This is a genomic window from Streptomyces sp. NPDC055140, assembly GCF_053607285.1.
The window spans coordinates 307,623-326,045 of the sequence record NZ_JBSGTG010000008.1 but is presented as its reverse complement, the minus strand read 5'-3'; the positions used below and the strand labels follow the sequence as shown (position 1 = coordinate 326,045).

Sequence of the window (18,423 nt, the reverse complement as noted above, 5' to 3'; positions counted from 1 at the left end):
GGCCGGTCCGGTCACGCCGGTCACGCCGGCGCCGGGGCCGTCACGGACGGGGCCGGATCCAGGGAACCTGGCGCTTCATCAGGAACCACTCCGCCGCCGTCTCCGGGCGCTCGCCCGTGTCGTGGTGGGCCAACGGGTCGTGGTGGACGCGGTCGGGCGGTACGCGGTGCAGCATGGCCAGTTGGGTCTCCACCGTGTCGACCATGGCCGGGGGGCCACTGATGTACACGTGCGGCCACTCGGCGGGCGCGTGACGCAGGCTCTGCGCGGTGGCGTAACGCGTCAGTTCCCGCAGGAGCGTCGCGTCCGCGTCGGGCCGGTCGCGCGCGGGCAGCGCGCCGGCCAGGCGCAGCCACGGGTGCGCGCCGCCGAGGAGTTTCAGGACGCCGAGGTCGTACACGTCGTCTTCCGTGCGGGCGCCGATGAGCAGCGTGGCGGTCGCGGAGCCGCGGCGGACGGCGAACTCCTCGACCAGCGCCTTGATCTGCGCCCATCCCGTCCCCCCGGCGACGAAGAGCAGCTCCCCCTCCGGGGCTTGCGGGAGCGTCGTCGTGCCCAGCGGCGGGCCGAGGCGGACGGCTCCTCCCGGGGCGACCTCGTCGACCAGGGCGCTGCTCAGGAGGCCGCCCTCGACACGGCGTATGTGGAAGTCGAGGGTGCCGTCGGCGCGCGGGGCGTTTGCGATCGAGTACGGGCGCCAGACCTGCGACGCCTCGGGGGCCGTCAGCGTCGCGTACTGGCCCGGAACGAAGGGATACGGCCGGTCCGGGCGCACGGTGAGGACGGCGATGTCCTCGGCGCGGCGCTCGTGGCGGAGCACCTTCGCGTTCCACCAGGCCGGTTCCGACTCCGGCACGGACTCCGCTCCGGCGATCATGATTTTGGAGATGAGTTCGTACGCCGCGCGCCAGGCGGCCTCCGTCTTGGGCGTCCAGGCGCTGCCCGAGAAGAACTTCAGGGTGGCTATCAGGCTGCGTCCGACGGCCGGGTAGTGCTCGGTGCGGACCCCGAACTTTCGGTGGTCGAAGCCGAGCGTGCGCAGGTGGTCGACGAGGGCGTCGGTGTCCTCCAGGTTCAGGATCGCCGTGGTCAGCGCGGCGAAGAGGCGGTCGCGCTGCTCCTCCATGCGCTCCGGGAACATCGCCCGTACACCGGGGTTGTGTTTGAACAGATGGGCGTAGAAGTACTTGGTCAGCGCATCCGCGCGGCGTTCCACGACCGCGAGGCTGGAGCGGATCAGGGCAGGGTTGAGGGCGGCGTACGGTCTCGCGCCGGTACTCGTCGTCACTGGCCGGGGCCTCCATTCCACGGTCAGGCCAGAGGCCTACGCACGGGCGCCATCCGGACGCCGGGCCCCTATCCTGAGGCAGCATGCAGGGGGACGCGGGAGCAACCGGAGAATTCAGGGGCGGCCGATGACGGCTTCCTCCGGTCCGCTGTTCGTCATGCCGCCTCCGGACGGGCCGCGGGACGCCTGGGTCACGCTGCCCGACGAGGGGCCCGATCCGACGGCGCTGCCCGAGGTCAGGCCGCGCGACGACCGGGGACGGGCCGAGGGTCCCGGCGAATCCGCCCTGGAACAGGGCGAGTTACTGGCCGGGCAGTATCAGGTCGTACGGCGTCTCGGGCGGGGCGGCATGGGCGACGTATATCTCGCGCTCGACAGGAAGGTCGACGACCGCGAGGTCGCCGTGAAGACACTGCGGCCGGAACAAATCGCCCCACGGCTTGGCTCGCTGGAGGACGAACGGCAGGCATTCGCCGACCTCCACCACGAGGGGATCATCCCCGTCTTCAACTACGGCCGCCACACCCGCGTCGGCCCCTTCCTCGTCCTGCCGTACGTGGACGGGCTCAACCTCGACGAGATCCGCGCACTGGCCCGGCACGACCCGGACCGGTTCGGCGGCGCACGCTTCCACGAGTTCGTGCTCGCGTACGGGCTGCGTGTCCTGTCCGCGCTCGACCATCTGCACGCGCGGCCCGGACCCCGCAAGGTGTACGGCGACCTGAAGCCGCAGAACGTGATGCACGACGGAGCCACCACCAAGGTCATCGACGTGGGATCCATCCGCGAGGAGAGCGCGCCCGGCCTGACCACCGAGGGCTTCCGCGCGCCGAACGTACCGCTCGCCCCGCCCGCCCTGGCCGGCGCGTCCGCCCCGCGCGACGACCTGTTCAGCCTGGGCGAGACGCTGCGCACGCTGAGCGGACTCGGCATCGGACCCCACTCGCTGGCCGAACTCGGCGCCCTGGACCGGATGCACGACGGCGACCCTGTGACGGCGCAGGCCGCCTCGCTGACCACGACCCCGGCCCCGGAAGGCCTCGGCCTCGTCTCGCTGGCCCGCGCCCTGCGCCGCGCCACCCGCCCCGAACCGGCCGAGCGGTACGCGGACGCGGACGAGATGGCTGACCAACTGCGCGGCGTGTTCCGGGAGTTGAGGTCGCTGCGGACCGGGCAGGAGACGTTCGAGCCGTCGCCGCTCTTCATGCAGTCGCCGTACGCCCTGGACGGAGCGCTCGGGGTCGCGCCGGTCCTGCCCCGGTGGGCGACTCCCGCCGGGGGCGTCCCGCCCGCCCCGCTGCACGAGCCGCCGTCCGCCGCCGATGTCGCGGCCCGCCTGCCCGTGCCGCGCCCCGACCCGCACGACGCCCACCACGACGGCCTCAGCCGCCTCGCCGACGCCGACCCCGCCGCTCTCCTCCAGCACACCGGCGACTGGCGGGACTCCCCCGAGGTGCGGCTCCTGCGGTGCAGGCTCCGGCTGCGCGTCGCCGTACGAGCCGAACGCGCGGCGGGCGAACGGCCGGACCTGGCGTCCGCCGCCGAGGAGCTGCGCGGCGCGGTCGACGGCATCGGGCACGAACTGTCCCGGCACGACTGGCGCATCGACTGGCACCGCGGCCTCCTCGACCTCGCCGCGGGCGACGTGGCGTCCGCGCGCGACTACTTCGACCAGGTCTACGGCGCCATCCCCGGCGAGTACGCGCCCAAGCTCGCCCTCGGGCACTGCGCCGAGCGGCTCGGCCACTGGCACGAGGCGCTGACCTTCCACGAGGCCGTACGGCTGCGCAACCCCTCGCTCGGCAGCGCGGCGTTCGGCGCGGCACGGGCCCGCCTCGCGCTCGGGGGCGCCACCCCCGACACGTACGCCATCGAGGCGCTCGACGCGGTGCCGCAGCACTCGCGCCACCGCACCGGCGCGCGCACCGCGACGGTACGCGTCGCCGTCGAGTACGCGACGACGGCCGACGGGCTGCGCACCGCACTGACCCGGCTCGCCCGCCTCTTCAACGAGCACGGGCTCACCGACGAACAGGCCCGCGTACGGATGAAGGCCGAGGTCTGGGAGGCCGCGCAGCGCCTCGTGGCGGACGGGAAGGTGGGGGCGGAGGCGCTCGGGCGGCTCTCGGAGGCGGCGGCCCGGCGCGACCAGGACGCGCGGGACGCGGGCGGACGGCTCGAATTCCCGGACGAGGACACCAAGTTGAGACGTCAGCTCTCGCAGTTCTACCGGGCGCTCGCCCGGCAGGCCGCCCGTTCCGACAGCCCGCACGCCGCGGCCGTCGCCGAACGCCTCCTGGACCGCGCGTACTTGGTCAGGCCCCTCGAACTGTGGCACCGCCGGGACCGGCCCCGGCCGCCCTTCCTGCGGCCCTGGCTCACCGGACGGCGACCGGCGGCGGACCGATGACGTCCACGCGGGGGCCGGCCCGGCGAGCAGGGGCGTCGGCGAAGCGTTTCGCGGGCGCCGCGCTCAAGGGCGCGCGCGTGCTGTGGCGGTACGCGTGGGCCCCGCCGGTGCGGGCCACGGACCGGCCGGGCCCGCCCCGCAACCGCGCCTACCTCCACGACCGGCTCGTCGCCCTCCCCCTCCTCGCCGCCGTCGCCTTCGCCGGACTCGGCTTCACCGCCACGTCCCTGCGCGACGACTCCGCCGAGATCCGCACCCACATCGCGCCCGCGCTGCGTGACCTGGCCGACGCGCGGATCTCGCTGCGGATCGCCCAGCGGGAGGCCGAGGTGAGCCTCGACGCCGGGGACGCCGTCGAGCTGAGCGGACTCACCCCCCGTTACGGCTCCCGGATCACCGGCGCCGCCCAGGACCTCAGCCAGGTCGCGCGCAGCGGCGCCCTGACCGCGGCCGAGCGCCAGGAACTCGACGTCGTCTCCGGCCTCGTCGACGGCTACGAGCGCTGGATCGCCTGGGCCCAGACGAACGTCTCCGACGAGTCCCTGCGCAAGGCCGGACTCTCCTACGCCCAGAGCATGCTCTGCTCACCCGATCCCGGCGACCCCTACGAACCCGCCACCGACCGCTACGCCACCTACCCCCGCTGCGCACCCGTCACCGGCAGCGAGGCGACGACCGTCGTCGACCGCATCTCGGACCTCGAACGTGCCCTGCGCGACCGCCTCGACGCGCGCGCCGCGCTCGGCCCCGCCGCCGTCACCGCCGCCGCCGTGTCGGCCCTCGCGTTCGTGCTGCTGATCGCCGGCCTGTGGCGCACCCTGCGCTTCCTGCGGGTCCGCTTCCGCATCTCGGCCAGCGTGCCGCTCCTCGCCACCGCGCTGCCCCTGCTCGCCGTGCCCGCGATCACCCTCGACGGGCTGTACGCGTACGCCGCCCAGGAGGACACCGTGCCGATCGCCCGCAGCCTGTACGTGGTGACCTCGCCGGACACCGAGGTCGCCGTCGAGGAGCGCCGCATCGACCCGCCCGGTGACACCGCCGTCGTCACGCTCGCCGATTCGATGGACGACGTTCTGGACAACGGCCGGCTCGCCGCCGTCGACGGGGTGGCCCCCTGGGTGGCGCCCGCCGGCCTGCTCGTCGCCGCCGTCACCGGCGTCACCCTCCACGCCTACCGGCGCGAGTATCTGCTCGTGGGGCGCCCGGGGACCGCCGTATGAGGCGCCGGACCAGGGTGCTCCGACTCGCGCTCGCCGCCTGCCTGCTCGCCCTCGCCGCGCTCACCGGCGGCTGCGCGGGTGGCGACGCGCACCGGACCGTCGTCGTGCTCGGGCCGTGGACCGGACCCGAGGGCGCCGCGTTCGAGGACGCCCTCGCCCGACTGTCGCACCGCAGCGGTCACCACTACGTCTACAAGGGCACCCGCTCCCTGCGCGAGACCCTCGTCGCGCAGCTGGAGGCCGGCGCCCCGCCCGACGTCGCGATCCTCAACAGCATCGGCGAGCTCACCGAGTACGCGGCCGACGGCAAACTCGAACCGCTGTCCTCACAGGCCGCCGAACGCGGCTATCCGCCCTGGTCCCCCACCCTCACCCTCGACGGCAGGCACCGCACCTACTGGGTGCCGCTGCGGGTCAACCTCAAGAGCATGGTGTGGAGCAAGCGCGCCACCGGGACCAAGGCGCCAGACTGGTGCGTGGGCATGGCCGCGCAGGCCACCTCCGGATGGCCCGGCACCGACTGGATCGAGGACATCCTCCTCCATCAGGCGGGCCCCGACACGTACACGCGGTGGGCCACCGGCCGCCTCGACTGGAAGCACGACCCGGCCGTGCGCCGCGCCTTCACGACCTGGTCCGAGATCCTCGGCCCACGGTCGCCGAAGTCCGTCGAACGCTCCCTGACCATGTCGTTCGAGGGCACACCCGACCCCAAGCACCCGAAGGACCCCAAGCGCGGACTCCTCGGCGGCTCGCTCCCGGGCTGCACCCACGAACACCAGGGGTCCTTCATCCGCTCCCTCTACCCCGGCGCCATGGCCGACAACACCCTGCGCGTGGAGCCGGCCGCCCGGTTCCTGCACGGACGGGCCGCGTACAAGGACACGTACGAGGTGTCGGGCGACATGGCCGCCGTGCTCACCGACAACCCGGCGGCACAGGAACTCGTGACGCTCCTGACCAGCGAGGACGGCCGCAGGACCTGGTCGCAGTCCACGGACGCGCACCTTCGGCCCTTCTTCCCGGACGCGACCGACCCGCAGCCGGACGACCCGACCGGCCGGGCCGTCGCCTCGTATCTGACCCACGACGCGGACACCCTGTGCTTCGACGCGTCGGACGTCATGCCGCCCGTGCTGCGCGACGCGTTCTACCGGGCCGTCCTGACGTACTTCCAGGACCCGCGGACGGGGACGCTCGACGCGCTCCTCGGGCAGCTGGAGACCGTCCGCAGCCAGATCGCCGGAACGCCGTCGGGCCGGTCGGGACAGGTGCACGCGCCGGACGACATCTGCGCGTCACCGGGCGGCTAGCGACGTCGGACTCCGACGGCCCTGCGTAGATTTGCCGCAAACATCAGGGGCGCGTCAACCAACTCTCGGGCCACGGCTAGCGTCTTTCCGAACACAATTGCCCGTCCGACCGGAACGGAACGCCGCAGTGGCCTCTGCCGAACTGTCTCCACCCCCTGCCGCACGCGCGCGCCGGTCCCCGGACATCCCCGAGCCCTGGCACGGCCGGCACCGGACCGCCCTGCTCGTCACCGCCTGCATACTGCCGCTGCACGTCCTGTGGCTGGCGTTCCTCGCGACCGGCGGCGGCGACCTCGCGGCACAGGTGGCATGGGCCGAGTTCGCCAAGATGTACCCGGGCTCCGCGTACAACCTGTTCTGGTACGGCGGCCTCCACATCGCCAACTACAGCCTCATCTCGCCCTACTTGATGGCACTGTTCGGCGTCGTCCCCGTCACGCTGCTGTCCGGCGTTTCGTCCACCTGGCTCGCCGCGTCCATCGTCGAGCGCACCGGCATCCGAAGACCACTGTGGCCGGCCCTCGTGGTCGGGTTCTCGCTGTGGTGCCAGGTCGTGTCGGGGCGCTCGACGTTCATGCTGGGCGTGGCCTTCGGACTCGGCGCCGTCCTCGCGCACATGAACGGGCGGCGCATCGTCATCGCCTCGGTGTGCGCCGCGCTGTCCACGATGGCGAGCCCCGTCGCCGGGCTCTTCCTCGTCGTGGCCGGCGCCGCCTGGCTCCTGAACCGGCAGTGGGGCAAGGCCCTGTCGCTGCTCCTGCCGCCGGTCCTCATCGTGGGCGTGACGACCTGGCTGTTCCCGTTCAAGGGTGAACAGCCCATGCCGTTCGGGCGGATCTTCCCGCCCCTCATCCTGTGCGCGGTCGTCCTGCTGTGCGCGCCGCGCGCCTGGCGCGTGGCCCGCCTCGGCACCGCCGTGTACGCGGTCGGCGTGGTGCTCACCTATCTGATCGCCACCCCGATCGGCACGAACGTGGAGCGGCTCACGGAGATCGTGGCGCCCGTGCTGCTCCTCGCCGCCGTGATGAACCGGGACCGCGGGCCCCGCTACGACGGCAGACTCGGCGGGTTCTTCCCGCCCCACCGGCAGCGCGTGATGTGCATCGTCGCCATCGTCCTCTCCCTGGGCTGGCTGTCCGGCAAGACCATCGCCGACGTCGTCGCCAACACCGAGGTCCCCGAGTGGGCGATCAAGACCGACGGCGTCGTCTCCACGCTCAAGAAGCTCGGCGCCGAACGCACCCGCGTCGAGGTCGTCCCCGCCCGCGACCACCGCGAGGCGGCCGTCCTCGCGCCCTACATCAACATGGCGCGCGGCTGGAACCGGCAGGCCGACGTCGAGCGCGGACGGCTCTTCTACGAGGGACACGGCGGCACCGACGTACCCGAGGGCGCCTTCTCCTCCGCCTCGTACCATGCCTGGCTCTCCGAGTGGGCCGTCGGTTTCGTCGTCGTCTACAACGGCGAGCCGGACGGCCCCGCGGAGCTGGAGCACAAGCTGGTGTCCAGCGAGCCTGACTACCTCGAATCGGTGTGGCGGGACGCCAACTGGCGGATCTACCGCGTGAAGAACGCCGTGCCGCTGGTGGACTCGCCCGGCTCGGTGGTCCGCTCCGACGGCGCCAACCTCGTCGTACGGATGCCGAAGGCCGGCTCGATCATCGTGCGGATCGCGTACTCGCCGTGGCTGTGGGCGGACAACGGATGCCTGCGCGAGGAGGGCGAGTTCACGCGCCTGACGGTGAAGGAGCCGGGCGCCGTCCGGATCAGCTCGCAGTACGGGGGGCCGTCCGGCAAGGCGGCACCCAAGTGCGTGCCGCCGAAGACGAAGTGAGCGGTCTTCCGACGGAAGCGCCCCCACGGCTGTGTGCCGTGGGGGCGCTTCCGCGTGGGGCCGGCCGGGAGGTCAGCCGACGCGGGTGAGCTTCTCGCCGAAGCCGGGTTCGGTCAGGTCCTTCTGGAGGGCGACCGGGACGGTGACCGCACCGCCCGAGCCGTCGCCGACCTTCAGCTCGCCGACCTGCGTACCGGCCTTCGCGCTGTGCGGGATGGCGGCGCCCTTGGCACCGTCCGCCAGCTCCAGCTTCACCGTCAGGCCCGCCCAGCCGACCGCCGAGACGTTCTTCGTCACCACGACCGGGGTCTGCCCGCCGAGCCCGTCGTCCACGTAACCGACGACGTCGCCCTTCTTCAGGATCGTCGACGCCTTCACGGCGTCCTGCGCCGCGAGCATCGCCGTCTTGCTGACCGCGTTCACGGTGTCGATGATCGGCGCCCTGTGCTGCCCGAGGATCGCGCCGACGACCGTCACGGTCTCCCCGCCGGCGTCCTTCGTCGCGGCGAAGAGCAGGTTGCCGCCGGCCTTGGTCGTCGAACCGGTCTTCACGCCGACCGCGTTGTTGTACGGGACGAGGCGGTTGTAGTTCTGCCACGTCTTGCCCGACGGGTCCTTCCACGTCGGCAGCTTGGTGATGTCCATCAGGGCCTGGATCTTCACCAGCTCGTTGCCGAGCTTGACCTGGTCCTGAGCGGTGGAGACGGTCGTCTCCTTCAGCCCGGACGGGTCCGTGTACGTCGTGCCGGTCATGCCGAGGTCCTTGGCGGCGGCGTTCATCTTCTTGACGAACGCCTCCTCGGAACCGGTGTCCCAACGGGCCAGCAGCCGCGCGATGTTGTTCGCGGACGGAATCATGATGGCCGAAAGGGCGTCCTTCTGGCTGAGCTTGTCGCCCTCCTTGACGGTGTTCAGCGTCGACTCGCCCTCGGAGTCGTAGCCGCCCTCCTTCTCCGCCTTCGCGTCCACGTCGATGGACGGACCGTCCTTGCCCGGCTGCAGCGGGTGGTCCTTGAGCACGACGTACGCCGTCATGGCCTTGGCCACGGACCCGATCGGTACGGGCTTCTGCTCGCCGAACCGATCCATCGAGCCGATGCCGCTGACGTCCATGGAGCCCTGGCCCTCGGCGGGCCACGGCAGCGAGACCTTGTCCCCGTCGAACGCGAACGTCGACTTGGCGGTCAGCGCCAGCGTGGGCGCCGGCAGCGGGCGTACGGCCTGTGCGACCGCAAACACGACGGCGAGCAGCAGGACGATCGGCGTCCAGATCTTGACCCTGCGCACGGCCGTGCGGACCGGGGTCTCCGCGGGCGGCGGCGTGTTCGTGAGCTCGGCCAGGAGGTCGAGCGGGGGCAGCGGCGGGAGCGGCTGCTGGGTGGTGCGCTCGGGCCCGACGTAGGGCTTCGCGGGCGGCGGGGCGGTGGGCTGCGCCTTGGACTGTGCCTCGGGCTGCGCCTTGGGCTTGGCCGGGGTGCCCGAGTCGAGCCCCTTGAGAGGCACGAACTTGCTGGTGCGCTCGGCATCGGACTCGGCCTTGCCCGCACCGGCGGGCTTGGACCCGAGCGACTTGAGCATCTGGGTCGGCTGATCGACGGGCGGCTTGACGGCCTTGAAGACGGCGGTGGCCTGGTCGACGGGGGGCTTGGCTTCGCCGCGTGTGGGCTTGGCTTCGCCGCGTGTGGGCTTCGCGTCGACGGGCTCGGCGTCGTCGGCCGGCTTCGCGTCAGCAGGCGCCATGGCCTCGTCGGTCGGCTTGGCGTCAGCCTTCGCGTCGTCAACCGGCTTGGCGTCGGCAGGCGCCTTGACCTCGTCGGCCGGCTTCACGTCAGCCTTCGCGTCGTCGACCGACTTCGCGTCAGCAGGCGCCTTGACCTCGTCGGCCGGCTTCACGTCAGCCTTCGCGTCGTCAACCGGCTTGGCGTCAGCAGGCGCCTTGACCTCGTCGGCAGGCTTCGCGTCAGCCTTCGCGTCGTCGACCGACTTCGCGTCGGCAGGCGCTTTCGCGTCGTCGGTCGGCTTGGCGTCAGCCTTGACCTCGTCGGCCGGCTTCGCGTCGGCGTCGGACGCCTCGGCTTCCGGTGCCTCAGGGGCATCGGCCGGCTCGGCGTCGTCGCTGGTTGCCTCGGGGGCGTCAGCGGATTCGGCGTCCGCGTCGTCGCCGGACTCCTCGGGGGCGTCCGTGGCCTCGGCGCCGGCCGAGGCCTCAGCGGCGTCGGCCACGGCGTCATCGCCGTCGCCGTCGTCCTCCGCCGCGTCCGACGCGGTGTCTGCCGCCTGCGGCTCGTCCGCCTCGGACGCCTCCGCGTCGCCCTCCGCGTCGCCCTCCGCCGCGTCAGCGGCACCGTCACGGGCCGCCTCGGGCCCGTCGGCGGAGCCGTCCCGCGGACCGGACACCCAGGCCGCCACAGCGGCACGCAGGCGCGCGTCGCCCGGCTCGTCGCCGGAACCCGGCTCCGTACCGTCCCCGGAACCCGCCTCGGGCTCCGGGTCCGCCCCGGATTCCGCTACCGATGCCGATTCCGGCGCCGAACCGGAAGCCGAGGTCGAGTCCTCCGCACCGGAGGCATCCGCGTCCGAATCCGCCGGGGAATTCTCCGCCGAACCCGAACCCGATTCCGTCGCCGCCGGAACGTCCCGGACGGAGAACACCGCCGTCGCCTGATCGACCCGCTCCGGCGACTGCCTCGCCATCGCGAGCCTCGGGTCCCGTTCCTCCGGGATCGGTCCTCCCGACGACTCCTGCTGCTTCGACCTGTCGGGGGTCCCCGCCACCGATGCCTCCTCGCTACGCGCCACGCGCTACGCCGCTGCTGTCCGAACCATGTACCAGTGTCCTGTGTGGGGGCTTCACCCAGGTGGTAGACGAGAACGACATACCTACTGGTTCCCGCACAAAGCACCCACGCACCCTCGACAGACCAATGTGAGAGGGGTCACCCTGTCATTCATCCACGCGGGGAGGCATGGATGGGCAGGAGCCGCAGAACAATTCCGGAGGAGCTTTTGCTGCTGGCGCTGGACCCGACCACGGGTACCACCGCACAGCCGCAGTCGCTCGACCTAGGTCTGGCCGGAGCACAGCTAGTAGAGCTGGCGCTGGCCGGACGGATAGCCCCAGACGGGGATCGTATCGCCGTGGTGGCACCACGGCCGACCGGAGATCCGACTTTGGACTGCGCACTGGAGTTGCTGCGAAGGCGCGGCACCCCGGTACGCGCGGTGCACTGGATCGGCGGGCCCCGACTGGGGCTGCGCCAGACGTATCTCTCGCATCTGGAAAGGTGCGGCATGGTCCATGCCGTGGCCGGCCAGATGTGCGGGGTACTGCCGACGACTCGCTACCAGGCGACGGACACGGCCATCAGCCGGGAGATCAAGGCCCGGCTGGACAGCGCGATCCGTACCGGCGTACCGCCGGACCCACGGACCGCGGCGCTCGCCGCACTGGCCCACGCGGTCGGACTCGGCAAGCACCTGTATCCGGGGAACGAGGGACGATCGTCCCGCTCCCGGCTGCGGGACCTGATCAGGCACGACCCCATGGGCGGCCTCGTGGCGCACGCCGTGATGGACGTCCAGAACGGTGTGGCCGCTCAGCCACGCCGCAACCCGGCCCCGCCGGGCAGGGGAGCGCCGGAGCCCGGCAGGGTTCCGATGCAGCCGCACCACGGGTCGATGGCCCGCGCCGTGGCGCACTGAGCACCGCACCATCTGAACAGCCCGCACCGCAACAGCGCCGCACCGCAGTCCCCAAAGACCGGTCCGGGAGCCGCTGAGCCGCGCGGGGTGCCGGATCCGGACGACGACACGGACCGGCACCCCGCGCGGCCGCATGTCCGGCAACGCCGCCCGCACGTCGGGCCGCATGCCCAACTGTCGTGTCCGCTGCGCATATCCGCCGTTTCCCAGCGGTATGAAGCCCAGGGTGGCAATCTGCTGAGCAGCAGATTCGCAAGATACGCAGAGAATCACAGAGGCACGCAGCCGGAGGTGCACGTCCCGTGGCGTCCAATGTCAATCCCACCGTCAGGCGACGCCGGTTGGGCCAGGAGCTGCGCCGGCTCCGCGAGCTCAAAGGCATGACCGCCGAAGAGGTGGCCGAGCGGCTCCTGGTCTCACAGTCGAAGATCAGCAGGCTCGAGAACGGGCGGCGCAGCATCAGCCAGCGCGACGTCCGCGACCTGTGCGGGGTCTACGAGGTCGAGGACCACCGCATCGTCGACTCACTCATGCAAATGGCCAAGGACTCACGCCAGCAGGGCTGGTGGCACTCCTTCGGCGACATCCCCTACAGCGTCTACATCGGTCTGGAGACGGACGCGGCGAGCCTGCGCGTCTACGATCCGCAGGTCGTGCCCGGCCTGCTGCAGACCCGGGCGTACGCGGAGACGCTGATCACCGGCGCGCTCCCGGAGACCACGCCGACCGACATCGACAAGCGGGTCCAGGTCCGGGTCCGCCGCCAGGAGCGCATCGCGGCCCCGGACAACCCGCTGCGGCTGTGGACCGTGCTCGACGAGTCGGCGCTGCGCCGCGTCGTCGGCAGCCGGGCCGTCATGCGCGAGCAGCTGGAGCACCTGGTCGAGCAGTCCCAGCTGCCCCATGTGACCGTGCAGGTCATTCCGTTCGACATGGGCGCGCACCCGGGTCTGAACGGCCAGTACGCGATTCTGGAGTTCCCGGACGCCGCGGATTCGAGCGTCGTCTACATCGAGGGCGTCACCAGTGATCTCTATCTGGAAAAGGCCAACGATGTGCAGAAGTACAGCGTGATGTACGAGCATCTGCGGGCACAGGCACTGAATGTGGAACAATCCCGACAGTTCATCGCGAAGATCGCCCAGGATTACGCGCTCCAGGAAGCCGTCTAGGGCGCCGCAGAGGCGGCCCATAGGCGGTCCAGAGGGACAGAATCCGCCCCGCGCGAGAGAAGTGCCGCACGGTACACCTTCGCCGCGGCGGGGCGGAAGACCCGACTGGAATATGCCATCCGGTCGAGTGAATGGCCTCTTCGCGCACCGATGTTGGCGAGTAGCGTCGATCACGCCATCAAGTACCACGTTGGCGCAAACCGCTTCACAGAAGCGGTGGCAGCAATTCGACCACTGGCTAAACCGGAGCAAAAATGGCAATTCAGCAGGGCGGCACGAATTCCTGGACCAAGTCCTCCTATTCGACGGGGAACGGCGCGTGCGTCGAGGTCAAGTCCCCCCTCCTGGCCGCGATCGCGGTGCGGGACTCGAAGGCCCCCGAGGGGCCCTCGATCGGCTTCGCCCCCGATTCATGGAACTCCTTCGTGACCGAGGTCGGCCGGGGCGCCTTCGACGCCGCCTGAGGCATCGGAGAACTCCCCATCGCAGCACAGCACCAACTCACAGCATCACAGCACCATTTCGGCACCAACAGAGCACCACTGCGGTACTGAAAGAGCCCTCTCGACTGGCCCGCCGTCCTGGCCGAGGGGGCTCGGCTTTTTCACCGGGTCACCCGCGCAGCCGGTCCACGTACATGTCGGTGCCGGGGATCGTCGGGATGAACGGCGCCACCAGCTCGACGCGGCCGAGGCCCGACTCGTGAACGGCCGTGTCCAGACCCGTGAAGTGGTCCTCCCAGCACTGGACCGGGTCCGCCTCCAGGAACCACAGGAGCGTCAGGCGGGTGTCGACGCCCTCGACCTGCTTCACGTACGACATCCGGTCGCCCGGCAGCGGCGTCGGACGGAAGACCGTGACCATCGCCGCCGGCGACCCGGCGAGCCGCTTCGGCAGGTGCCGCGAGCGCAGCCACTCCAGCAACTCGTCGCGTTGTTCGGGCCCTTCGGCGTCGATGACCTCCACGACCAGACCTCGGTAGGGGTGGTCGAGGGCGTGGTGGTCGCGCGGTCCGGCCGCCCCGTCCCGGTACACGGTCGCCGCGTGGTCCTGGAACGCGGTGAAGACGTGTGTGCGGTCCTGATAGACGCGCCCGTCCCGGTTGAGCCGCTTGTTGATGCCGACGGTCCACTTCATGTGGTCGTCGTAGCGGCCGTCGGTGATCCAGTACGTGGAGATGTAGCAGCCCGCGGTGACCGGCTGCGCGACCGCCGACTTCTCCGGGTAGCGCAGGAGCTGGAGTTCGCGCGTGGCCACCCAGCGGCGCCCCGAGTTCATCCAGGGCATCGCCATCGCGCCGGCGTAGTAGTGGTCGTCCTCGTACCAGCGGTTGTACGCGTACTCATGGCCGGGGTGCGGCTCGACCATGGTGATCAGGGCGTGCCCGGGGCGCACCCCGTACGGGCCGACCGATGCCAGCTCCGCGTACACCTCACTCCTCGTGTTCTCGCTCACGACGCTCCCCTTCCTTCCTCCACCGGACGGGCCTACTCTGACGCCCCGTCAGAAGAACTGCCATAGCCGGGAGGCGACCGGATGCTCCTGAACGGAAAGACAGTGGTCGTGTCGGGGGTCGGGGCCGGGCTCGGCCACCAGGTCGCCGCGGCCGTGGTGCGCGACGGCGGCAACGCCGTGCTCGGCGCGCGCACGGAGGCGAACCTCGCCAAGTCGGCGGCCGAGATCGACCCGGACGGTACGCACACCGCGTACGCGGCGACGGACATCACCGACGAGAGCCAGTGCGAGGCGCTCGCGGGGCTCGCGCGCGAGCGGTTCGGCGGGGTCGACGCCGTGGTCCATGTCGCCGCCTGGGACAGCTACTTCGGCGGCCTGGAGGACGCGGACTTCGCCACGTGGCAGCAGGTCATCGACGTGAATCTGCTGGGCACGCTGCGTATGACCCGGGCCTGCCTGCCCGCGCTCAAGCAGCAGGGCGGCTCCGTCGTCGTCATCGGCACGCAGTCGGCCGTCGCCGCGCCCTCTCAGGTGTGGCAGGCGGCGTACGCGGCCTCGAAGGGCGCGCTGACCTCGGCCATGTACTCCATGGCCCGCGAACTCGGGCCGCACCGCATCCGGGTCAACACCGTGCTGCCCGGCTGGATGTGGGGGCCGCCGGTCGAGGCGTACGTCCAGTTCACCGCGCACACCGAGGGCGTGTCGCAGGACGAGGTCCTGGGGCGGCTCACCGAGCGGATGGCGCTGCCCGAACTGGCCACGGACGGGGACGTGGCGGACGCCGCCGTGTTCCTCGCCTCCGACCGGGCGCGGGCCATCACCGGCCAGTCGCTTCTGGTCAACGCGGGTGAGCTGATGCGGTAGTTCCGACCCACCAGCCAGGATCCGACCGCACGGCACCCACCGCCGTGCGGTCCTTTTTGCCCTTATCTCAATTCACAGACATGAACACAGGTCAATAAGTAGAACGATTTTACTGTCCCTTGACCCTCCGGTGCGTTGTCCTGGCCCTGCAGCTCCCCACACCATGAACGGCGTTCATAAGTAGGACCAGACCCCTGGAGGGGGCTCAATGAACAGTCTCGACTGGGCCGTGCTCATCGGCTATTTCGGCATCATGGTCGCGATCGGCGTCTGGTCCCACAAACGTGTGGACGACGTCTCCGACTTCTTCACGGCCGGCGGCAAGATGCCCTGGTGGCTGTCCGGCATCTCGCACCACATGTCCGGCTACAGCGCCGTCATGTTCACCGGATACGCCGGCATCGCTTACACGTACGGCGTCACGTCGTTCGTCACGTGGTCGTTCCCGATCGCGCTCGGCATCGCCATCGGCTCGAAGCTGTTCGCGCCGCGCATCAACCGGCTGCGGTCACGGCTGCACGTGGCGTCCCCGCTCGAATATCTCAAGAACCGCTACAACCTCAAGACACAGCAGGCGCTGGCCTGGTCCGGCATGCTCCTGAAGATCGTGGACGTGGCCGCCAAGTGGGCCGCCATCGCCACCCTGTTGTCCGTCTTCACGGGCATCTCGATCAACCAGGGCATCCTGATCACCGGTGCCATCACCGCGATCTACTGCACCATCGGCGGCCTGTGGGCCGACGCGCTGACCGAGCTGGGCCAGTTCATCATCCAGCTCATCGCCGGTGTCGCGATGTTCGTCGCCGTCGTCTCCAAGCTCGGCCCGTTCGGCGGCATCTTCGGGGTCTGGGACGAGCCCGCGCTCGCCGGCCACGGCAAGCCGCTCGTCGGCCCGTACGGCACGGTGTTCCTGCTCGCGTTCCTCTTCATCAAGCTCTTCGAGTACAACGGCGGCATGCTCAACCAGGCCCAGCGCTACATGGCCACCGGGTCCGCCCGCGAAGCCACGCGCTCGGCGCGCCTCTCGGCGATCCTGTGGCTGGTCTGGCCGGTCGTCCTCTTCTTCCCCATGTGGGTGTCGCCGCTCCTGGTGCACGCGCAGAAGCCGGACGGCTCGGACTCGTACGGCCTGATGACCGAACAGCTGCTGCCGCACGGCCTGTTGGGCCTGGTCATCGTCGGCTTCTTCTCGCACACGATGGCCATGTGCTCCTCCGACGCCAACGCGATCGCCGCCGTCTTCACCCGGGACGTGGCACCCGCGGTCTCGAAGAGGGCGAAGGAGCAGTGGATCGGGAACAAGGGACTGCTCGCCGCCCGCCTCACCACGGTGATCTTCCTCGGTCTGTCCATGGCGGTCGCCACGCAGGTCAACTCGCCCACGTTCAAGGACATCATCACCGTCGTCATCAAGTGGGTCGCGGGTCTCATGGGCCCGATCGCGATCCCGATGATGCTGGGTCTGCTGCGCACCTTCCGCAAGTCCGGTCCCACAGCGGCGCTCACCAGCTGGGCCGCGGGTCTGCTCGCCTTCTGGCTGGTCAACTACCCGATCAACTGGAACGTCGAGGGCGGTGTGCCGCTCGAGTACCAGGTGTCGATCCCGCTGGCCGTCTCGCTCGTGCTCTACATCCTCATCGGCTACCTCAAGCCGGAGGACTCCCCGGAGCGGGACGCGCTCATCGAGCGCATCAACACGGACGACGACGGGTCCACCGGGGCGGCGGCGGTTCCCGCACCGGCGGAGCCGCAGGACGGGACGGTCGGCACGCAGCCGCCGGGCCGACTGTCGTAGGACGCGTTCCTCACCGGGCGCCGGGCGGGCTGATCACAGCCGGTCCGGCGCTTCGGCGTTCACGCCCGCGGATAGCGGGCCAGCCACCCCGGCGAGGACGCCGCGGGGCTGTGCAGGGCGGGTCCCTGCGTCATCTCCATCGCGAAGTCGTCGGCCAGCTCCAGGACCGTGCGACGGCCCTCGAGCTCGGTCACCCAGCCCGGCGGCAGCGCGGTCTCCCCGTGCAGCGCGCCGAGCAGGCCCCCGCACAGCGCGCCGGTCGCCTCGGACGGGCCGCCGTGGTTCACCGCGAGACACAGTCCGTGCCGTATGTCCTCGCCCACGAGGGCGCAGTACACCGCCACGGCGAGCACACCCTCCGCGAGCCCGTCACCCACGAGTTCGTCGACACGGGCGGCCGACGGCATGCCCTGGCGGACCGCGCCGAGGGCGTGCTTGAGCGCGTCCGTGACCGGCTGGTGCCCCGGGCGCGCGGCCAGCAGGACGAGGGCGCGCTGCACAGCGCCGTCGAGGCTCTCGCCGCGCGCGAGTCCGTGCACCACGACCGCGTACGCACCCGCGGCGAGGTAGGCCGCGGGGGCGCCGTGCGTCTGGACCGCGCACTCGGCGGCCAGCTGGAAGACGAGCTGCGGCTCCCAGCCGACGAGCAGCCCGAACGCGGCCGAGCGCGCGGCCGGCGCGGCCCCGGCCGCACCCCCGTTCTTGGGCTTCTCCAGGGTCCCCATGACGTCGTTGCCGAGTCCGAGGAGGCAGTCGCGGGACGGGCCGCGGCGCGAGTACAGCCACTCCTCGCGGGCCAGCCAGCCGTCCTCCTTGCGGCGCTCGTCCGGGCCCCAGTCACGCTGGGTCGCCGCCCAGCGGAGGTAGGCGCGGTGCACGTCGGTCGGGGGGTGCCAGGCGCCCGTGTCGCGCCGCACCTGCGCTCTTATCAGGCCGTCCACCGTGAAGAGCGCCTGCTGGGTCGCGGCGGTGACGGCGCCGCGGCGCCCGTACGCGGGAGCGAGGTCGGTCAGTCCCTGCGGACCGTGCGCGGCCCTGACCTCTTCGAGGGAGAGCTCGGCGAGCGGCGCTCCGAGGGCGTCGCCGAGCGCGGCCCCGATGAGCGTGCCGCGGACCCGGCTGCGGAAATCCTGCTGCTCGGCGCGGCCCCATACGGCCGATGAGGGTCCCCCCTGCTTGGGGGTCAGCTGGGCTGCCACGGGGAGCTCTCCCCTCCGGGTCTCGTTACGCGTGCGACGACTGCGCAGCACTGTAATCGACGGGGCGTACGTGGTTGAGAGCCGAAGCGGCACAGGCGAAGTCGCCCTTGAGGCCAATTCACCCGCTTTTCTTCCGCAAACCGGACGATGTCCCGGGGCGCGGCCCGGGGA

The 18,423-nt window shown here is 71.3% G+C and carries 13 protein-coding genes; 9 read left to right on the top strand and 4 right to left on the bottom strand.

Going from position 1 to position 18,423, the window contains the following annotated elements; genetic code table 11:
- Positions 1 to 40 precede the first annotated feature (40 nt).
- Positions 41 to 1,288, bottom strand: coding sequence for a globin domain-containing protein (locus ACWFR4_RS18590; protein WP_453460464.1), 1,248 nt, complete (start codon positions 1,286 to 1,288; stop codon positions 41 to 43).
- A gap of 127 nt (positions 1,289 to 1,415) precedes the next feature.
- Here ACWFR4_RS18590 and ACWFR4_RS18585 point away from each other — a divergent pair, with 127 nt between their 5' ends.
- From ACWFR4_RS18585 to ACWFR4_RS18570, 4 genes are all read left to right on the top strand, one after another.
- Positions 1,416 to 3,698 (top strand): tetratricopeptide repeat protein, encoded by a 2,283-nt coding sequence (locus ACWFR4_RS18585; protein ID WP_453653335.1) that lies wholly within the window; start codon positions 1,416 to 1,418, stop codon positions 3,696 to 3,698.
- Positions 3,695 to 4,918 (top strand): hypothetical protein, encoded by a 1,224-nt coding sequence (locus tag ACWFR4_RS18580; RefSeq protein ID WP_453460458.1) that lies wholly within the window; start codon positions 3,695 to 3,697, stop codon positions 4,916 to 4,918. Before ACWFR4_RS18585 ends, ACWFR4_RS18580 begins: the two co-directional genes overlap by 4 nt.
- The gene (locus tag ACWFR4_RS18575; RefSeq protein WP_453653333.1) at positions 4,915 to 6,231 is read left to right on the top strand and encodes an extracellular solute-binding protein; all 1,317 of its coding nucleotides are present in this window, start codon (positions 4,915 to 4,917) and stop codon (positions 6,229 to 6,231) included. The genes ACWFR4_RS18580 and ACWFR4_RS18575 overlap by 4 nt, the downstream gene beginning before the upstream one ends.
- A gap of 127 nt (positions 6,232 to 6,358) precedes the next feature.
- Positions 6,359 to 8,065: a hypothetical protein gene (locus ACWFR4_RS18570; protein ID WP_453653331.1), complete on the top strand. Its 1,707-nt coding sequence runs from the start codon at positions 6,359 to 6,361 to the stop codon at positions 8,063 to 8,065.
- Positions 8,066 to 8,137: 72 nt separating this feature from the next.
- On the opposite strand, the gene ACWFR4_RS18565 is transcribed toward ACWFR4_RS18570, so the two are convergent.
- On the bottom strand, positions 8,138 to 10,840 hold the full coding sequence (locus ACWFR4_RS18565; RefSeq protein WP_453653329.1) for a D-alanyl-D-alanine carboxypeptidase: 2,703 nt from the start codon (positions 10,838 to 10,840) through the stop codon (positions 8,138 to 8,140).
- A 195-nt stretch (positions 10,841 to 11,035) separates the two neighbouring features.
- Between ACWFR4_RS18565 and ACWFR4_RS18560 the strand changes: the two genes are divergently transcribed.
- From ACWFR4_RS18560 to ACWFR4_RS18550, 3 genes are all read left to right on the top strand, one after another.
- The gene (locus tag ACWFR4_RS18560) at positions 11,036 to 11,767 is read left to right on the top strand and encodes a GOLPH3/VPS74 family protein (RefSeq protein ID WP_453455760.1); all 732 of its coding nucleotides are present in this window, start codon (positions 11,036 to 11,038) and stop codon (positions 11,765 to 11,767) included.
- A gap of 302 nt (positions 11,768 to 12,069) precedes the next feature.
- The gene (locus tag ACWFR4_RS18555) at positions 12,070 to 12,939 is read left to right on the top strand and encodes a helix-turn-helix domain-containing protein (RefSeq protein WP_453455758.1); all 870 of its coding nucleotides are present in this window, start codon (positions 12,070 to 12,072) and stop codon (positions 12,937 to 12,939) included.
- 254 nt (positions 12,940 to 13,193) lie between these two features.
- Entirely contained in the window at positions 13,194 to 13,403 is a 210-nt protein-coding gene (locus tag ACWFR4_RS18550) for a DUF397 domain-containing protein (RefSeq protein ID WP_326712504.1), read from the top strand.
- A gap of 148 nt (positions 13,404 to 13,551) precedes the next feature.
- Here the strand turns inward: ACWFR4_RS18550 and ACWFR4_RS18545 are convergent, their stop codons facing one another.
- Positions 13,552 to 14,394: a hypothetical protein gene (locus ACWFR4_RS18545; RefSeq protein ID WP_453455755.1), complete on the bottom strand. Its 843-nt coding sequence runs from the start codon at positions 14,392 to 14,394 to the stop codon at positions 13,552 to 13,554.
- Positions 14,395 to 14,475: 81 nt separating this feature from the next.
- Between ACWFR4_RS18545 and ACWFR4_RS18540 the strand changes: the two genes are divergently transcribed.
- The gene (locus ACWFR4_RS18540; protein ID WP_453653327.1) at positions 14,476 to 15,258 is read left to right on the top strand and encodes an SDR family oxidoreductase; all 783 of its coding nucleotides are present in this window, start codon (positions 14,476 to 14,478) and stop codon (positions 15,256 to 15,258) included.
- Between the two features lie 208 nt (positions 15,259 to 15,466).
- The gene (locus ACWFR4_RS18535) at positions 15,467 to 17,053 is read left to right on the top strand and encodes a sodium:solute symporter family protein (protein WP_453653325.1); all 1,587 of its coding nucleotides are present in this window, start codon (positions 15,467 to 15,469) and stop codon (positions 17,051 to 17,053) included.
- A 59-nt stretch (positions 17,054 to 17,112) separates the two neighbouring features.
- On the opposite strand, the gene ACWFR4_RS18530 is transcribed toward ACWFR4_RS18535, so the two are convergent.
- On the bottom strand, positions 17,113 to 18,252 hold the full coding sequence (locus ACWFR4_RS18530) for an ADP-ribosylglycohydrolase family protein (protein ID WP_453455748.1): 1,140 nt from the start codon (positions 18,250 to 18,252) through the stop codon (positions 17,113 to 17,115).
- Positions 18,253 to 18,423 lie beyond the last annotated feature (171 nt).

Bases quoted from the DNA above. Each gene is read 5' to 3' on its own strand.
- ACWFR4_RS18585 (WP_453653335.1), top strand. From the start codon at position 1,416: ATGACGGCTTCCTCCGGTCCGCTGTTCGTCATGCCGCCTCCGGACGGG.
- ACWFR4_RS18580 (WP_453460458.1), top strand. From the start codon at position 3,695: ATGACGTCCACGCGGGGGCCGGCCCGGCGAGCAGGGGCGTCGGCGAAG.
- ACWFR4_RS18575 (WP_453653333.1), top strand. From the start codon at position 4,915: ATGAGGCGCCGGACCAGGGTGCTCCGACTCGCGCTCGCCGCCTGCCTG.
- ACWFR4_RS18560 (WP_453455760.1), top strand. From the start codon at position 11,036: ATGGGCAGGAGCCGCAGAACAATTCCGGAGGAGCTTTTGCTGCTGGCG.
- ACWFR4_RS18550 (WP_326712504.1), top strand. From the start codon at position 13,194: ATGGCAATTCAGCAGGGCGGCACGAATTCCTGGACCAAGTCCTCCTAT.
- ACWFR4_RS18540 (WP_453653327.1), top strand. From the start codon at position 14,476: ATGCTCCTGAACGGAAAGACAGTGGTCGTGTCGGGGGTCGGGGCCGGG.
- ACWFR4_RS18535 (WP_453653325.1), top strand. From the start codon at position 15,467: ATGAACAGTCTCGACTGGGCCGTGCTCATCGGCTATTTCGGCATCATG.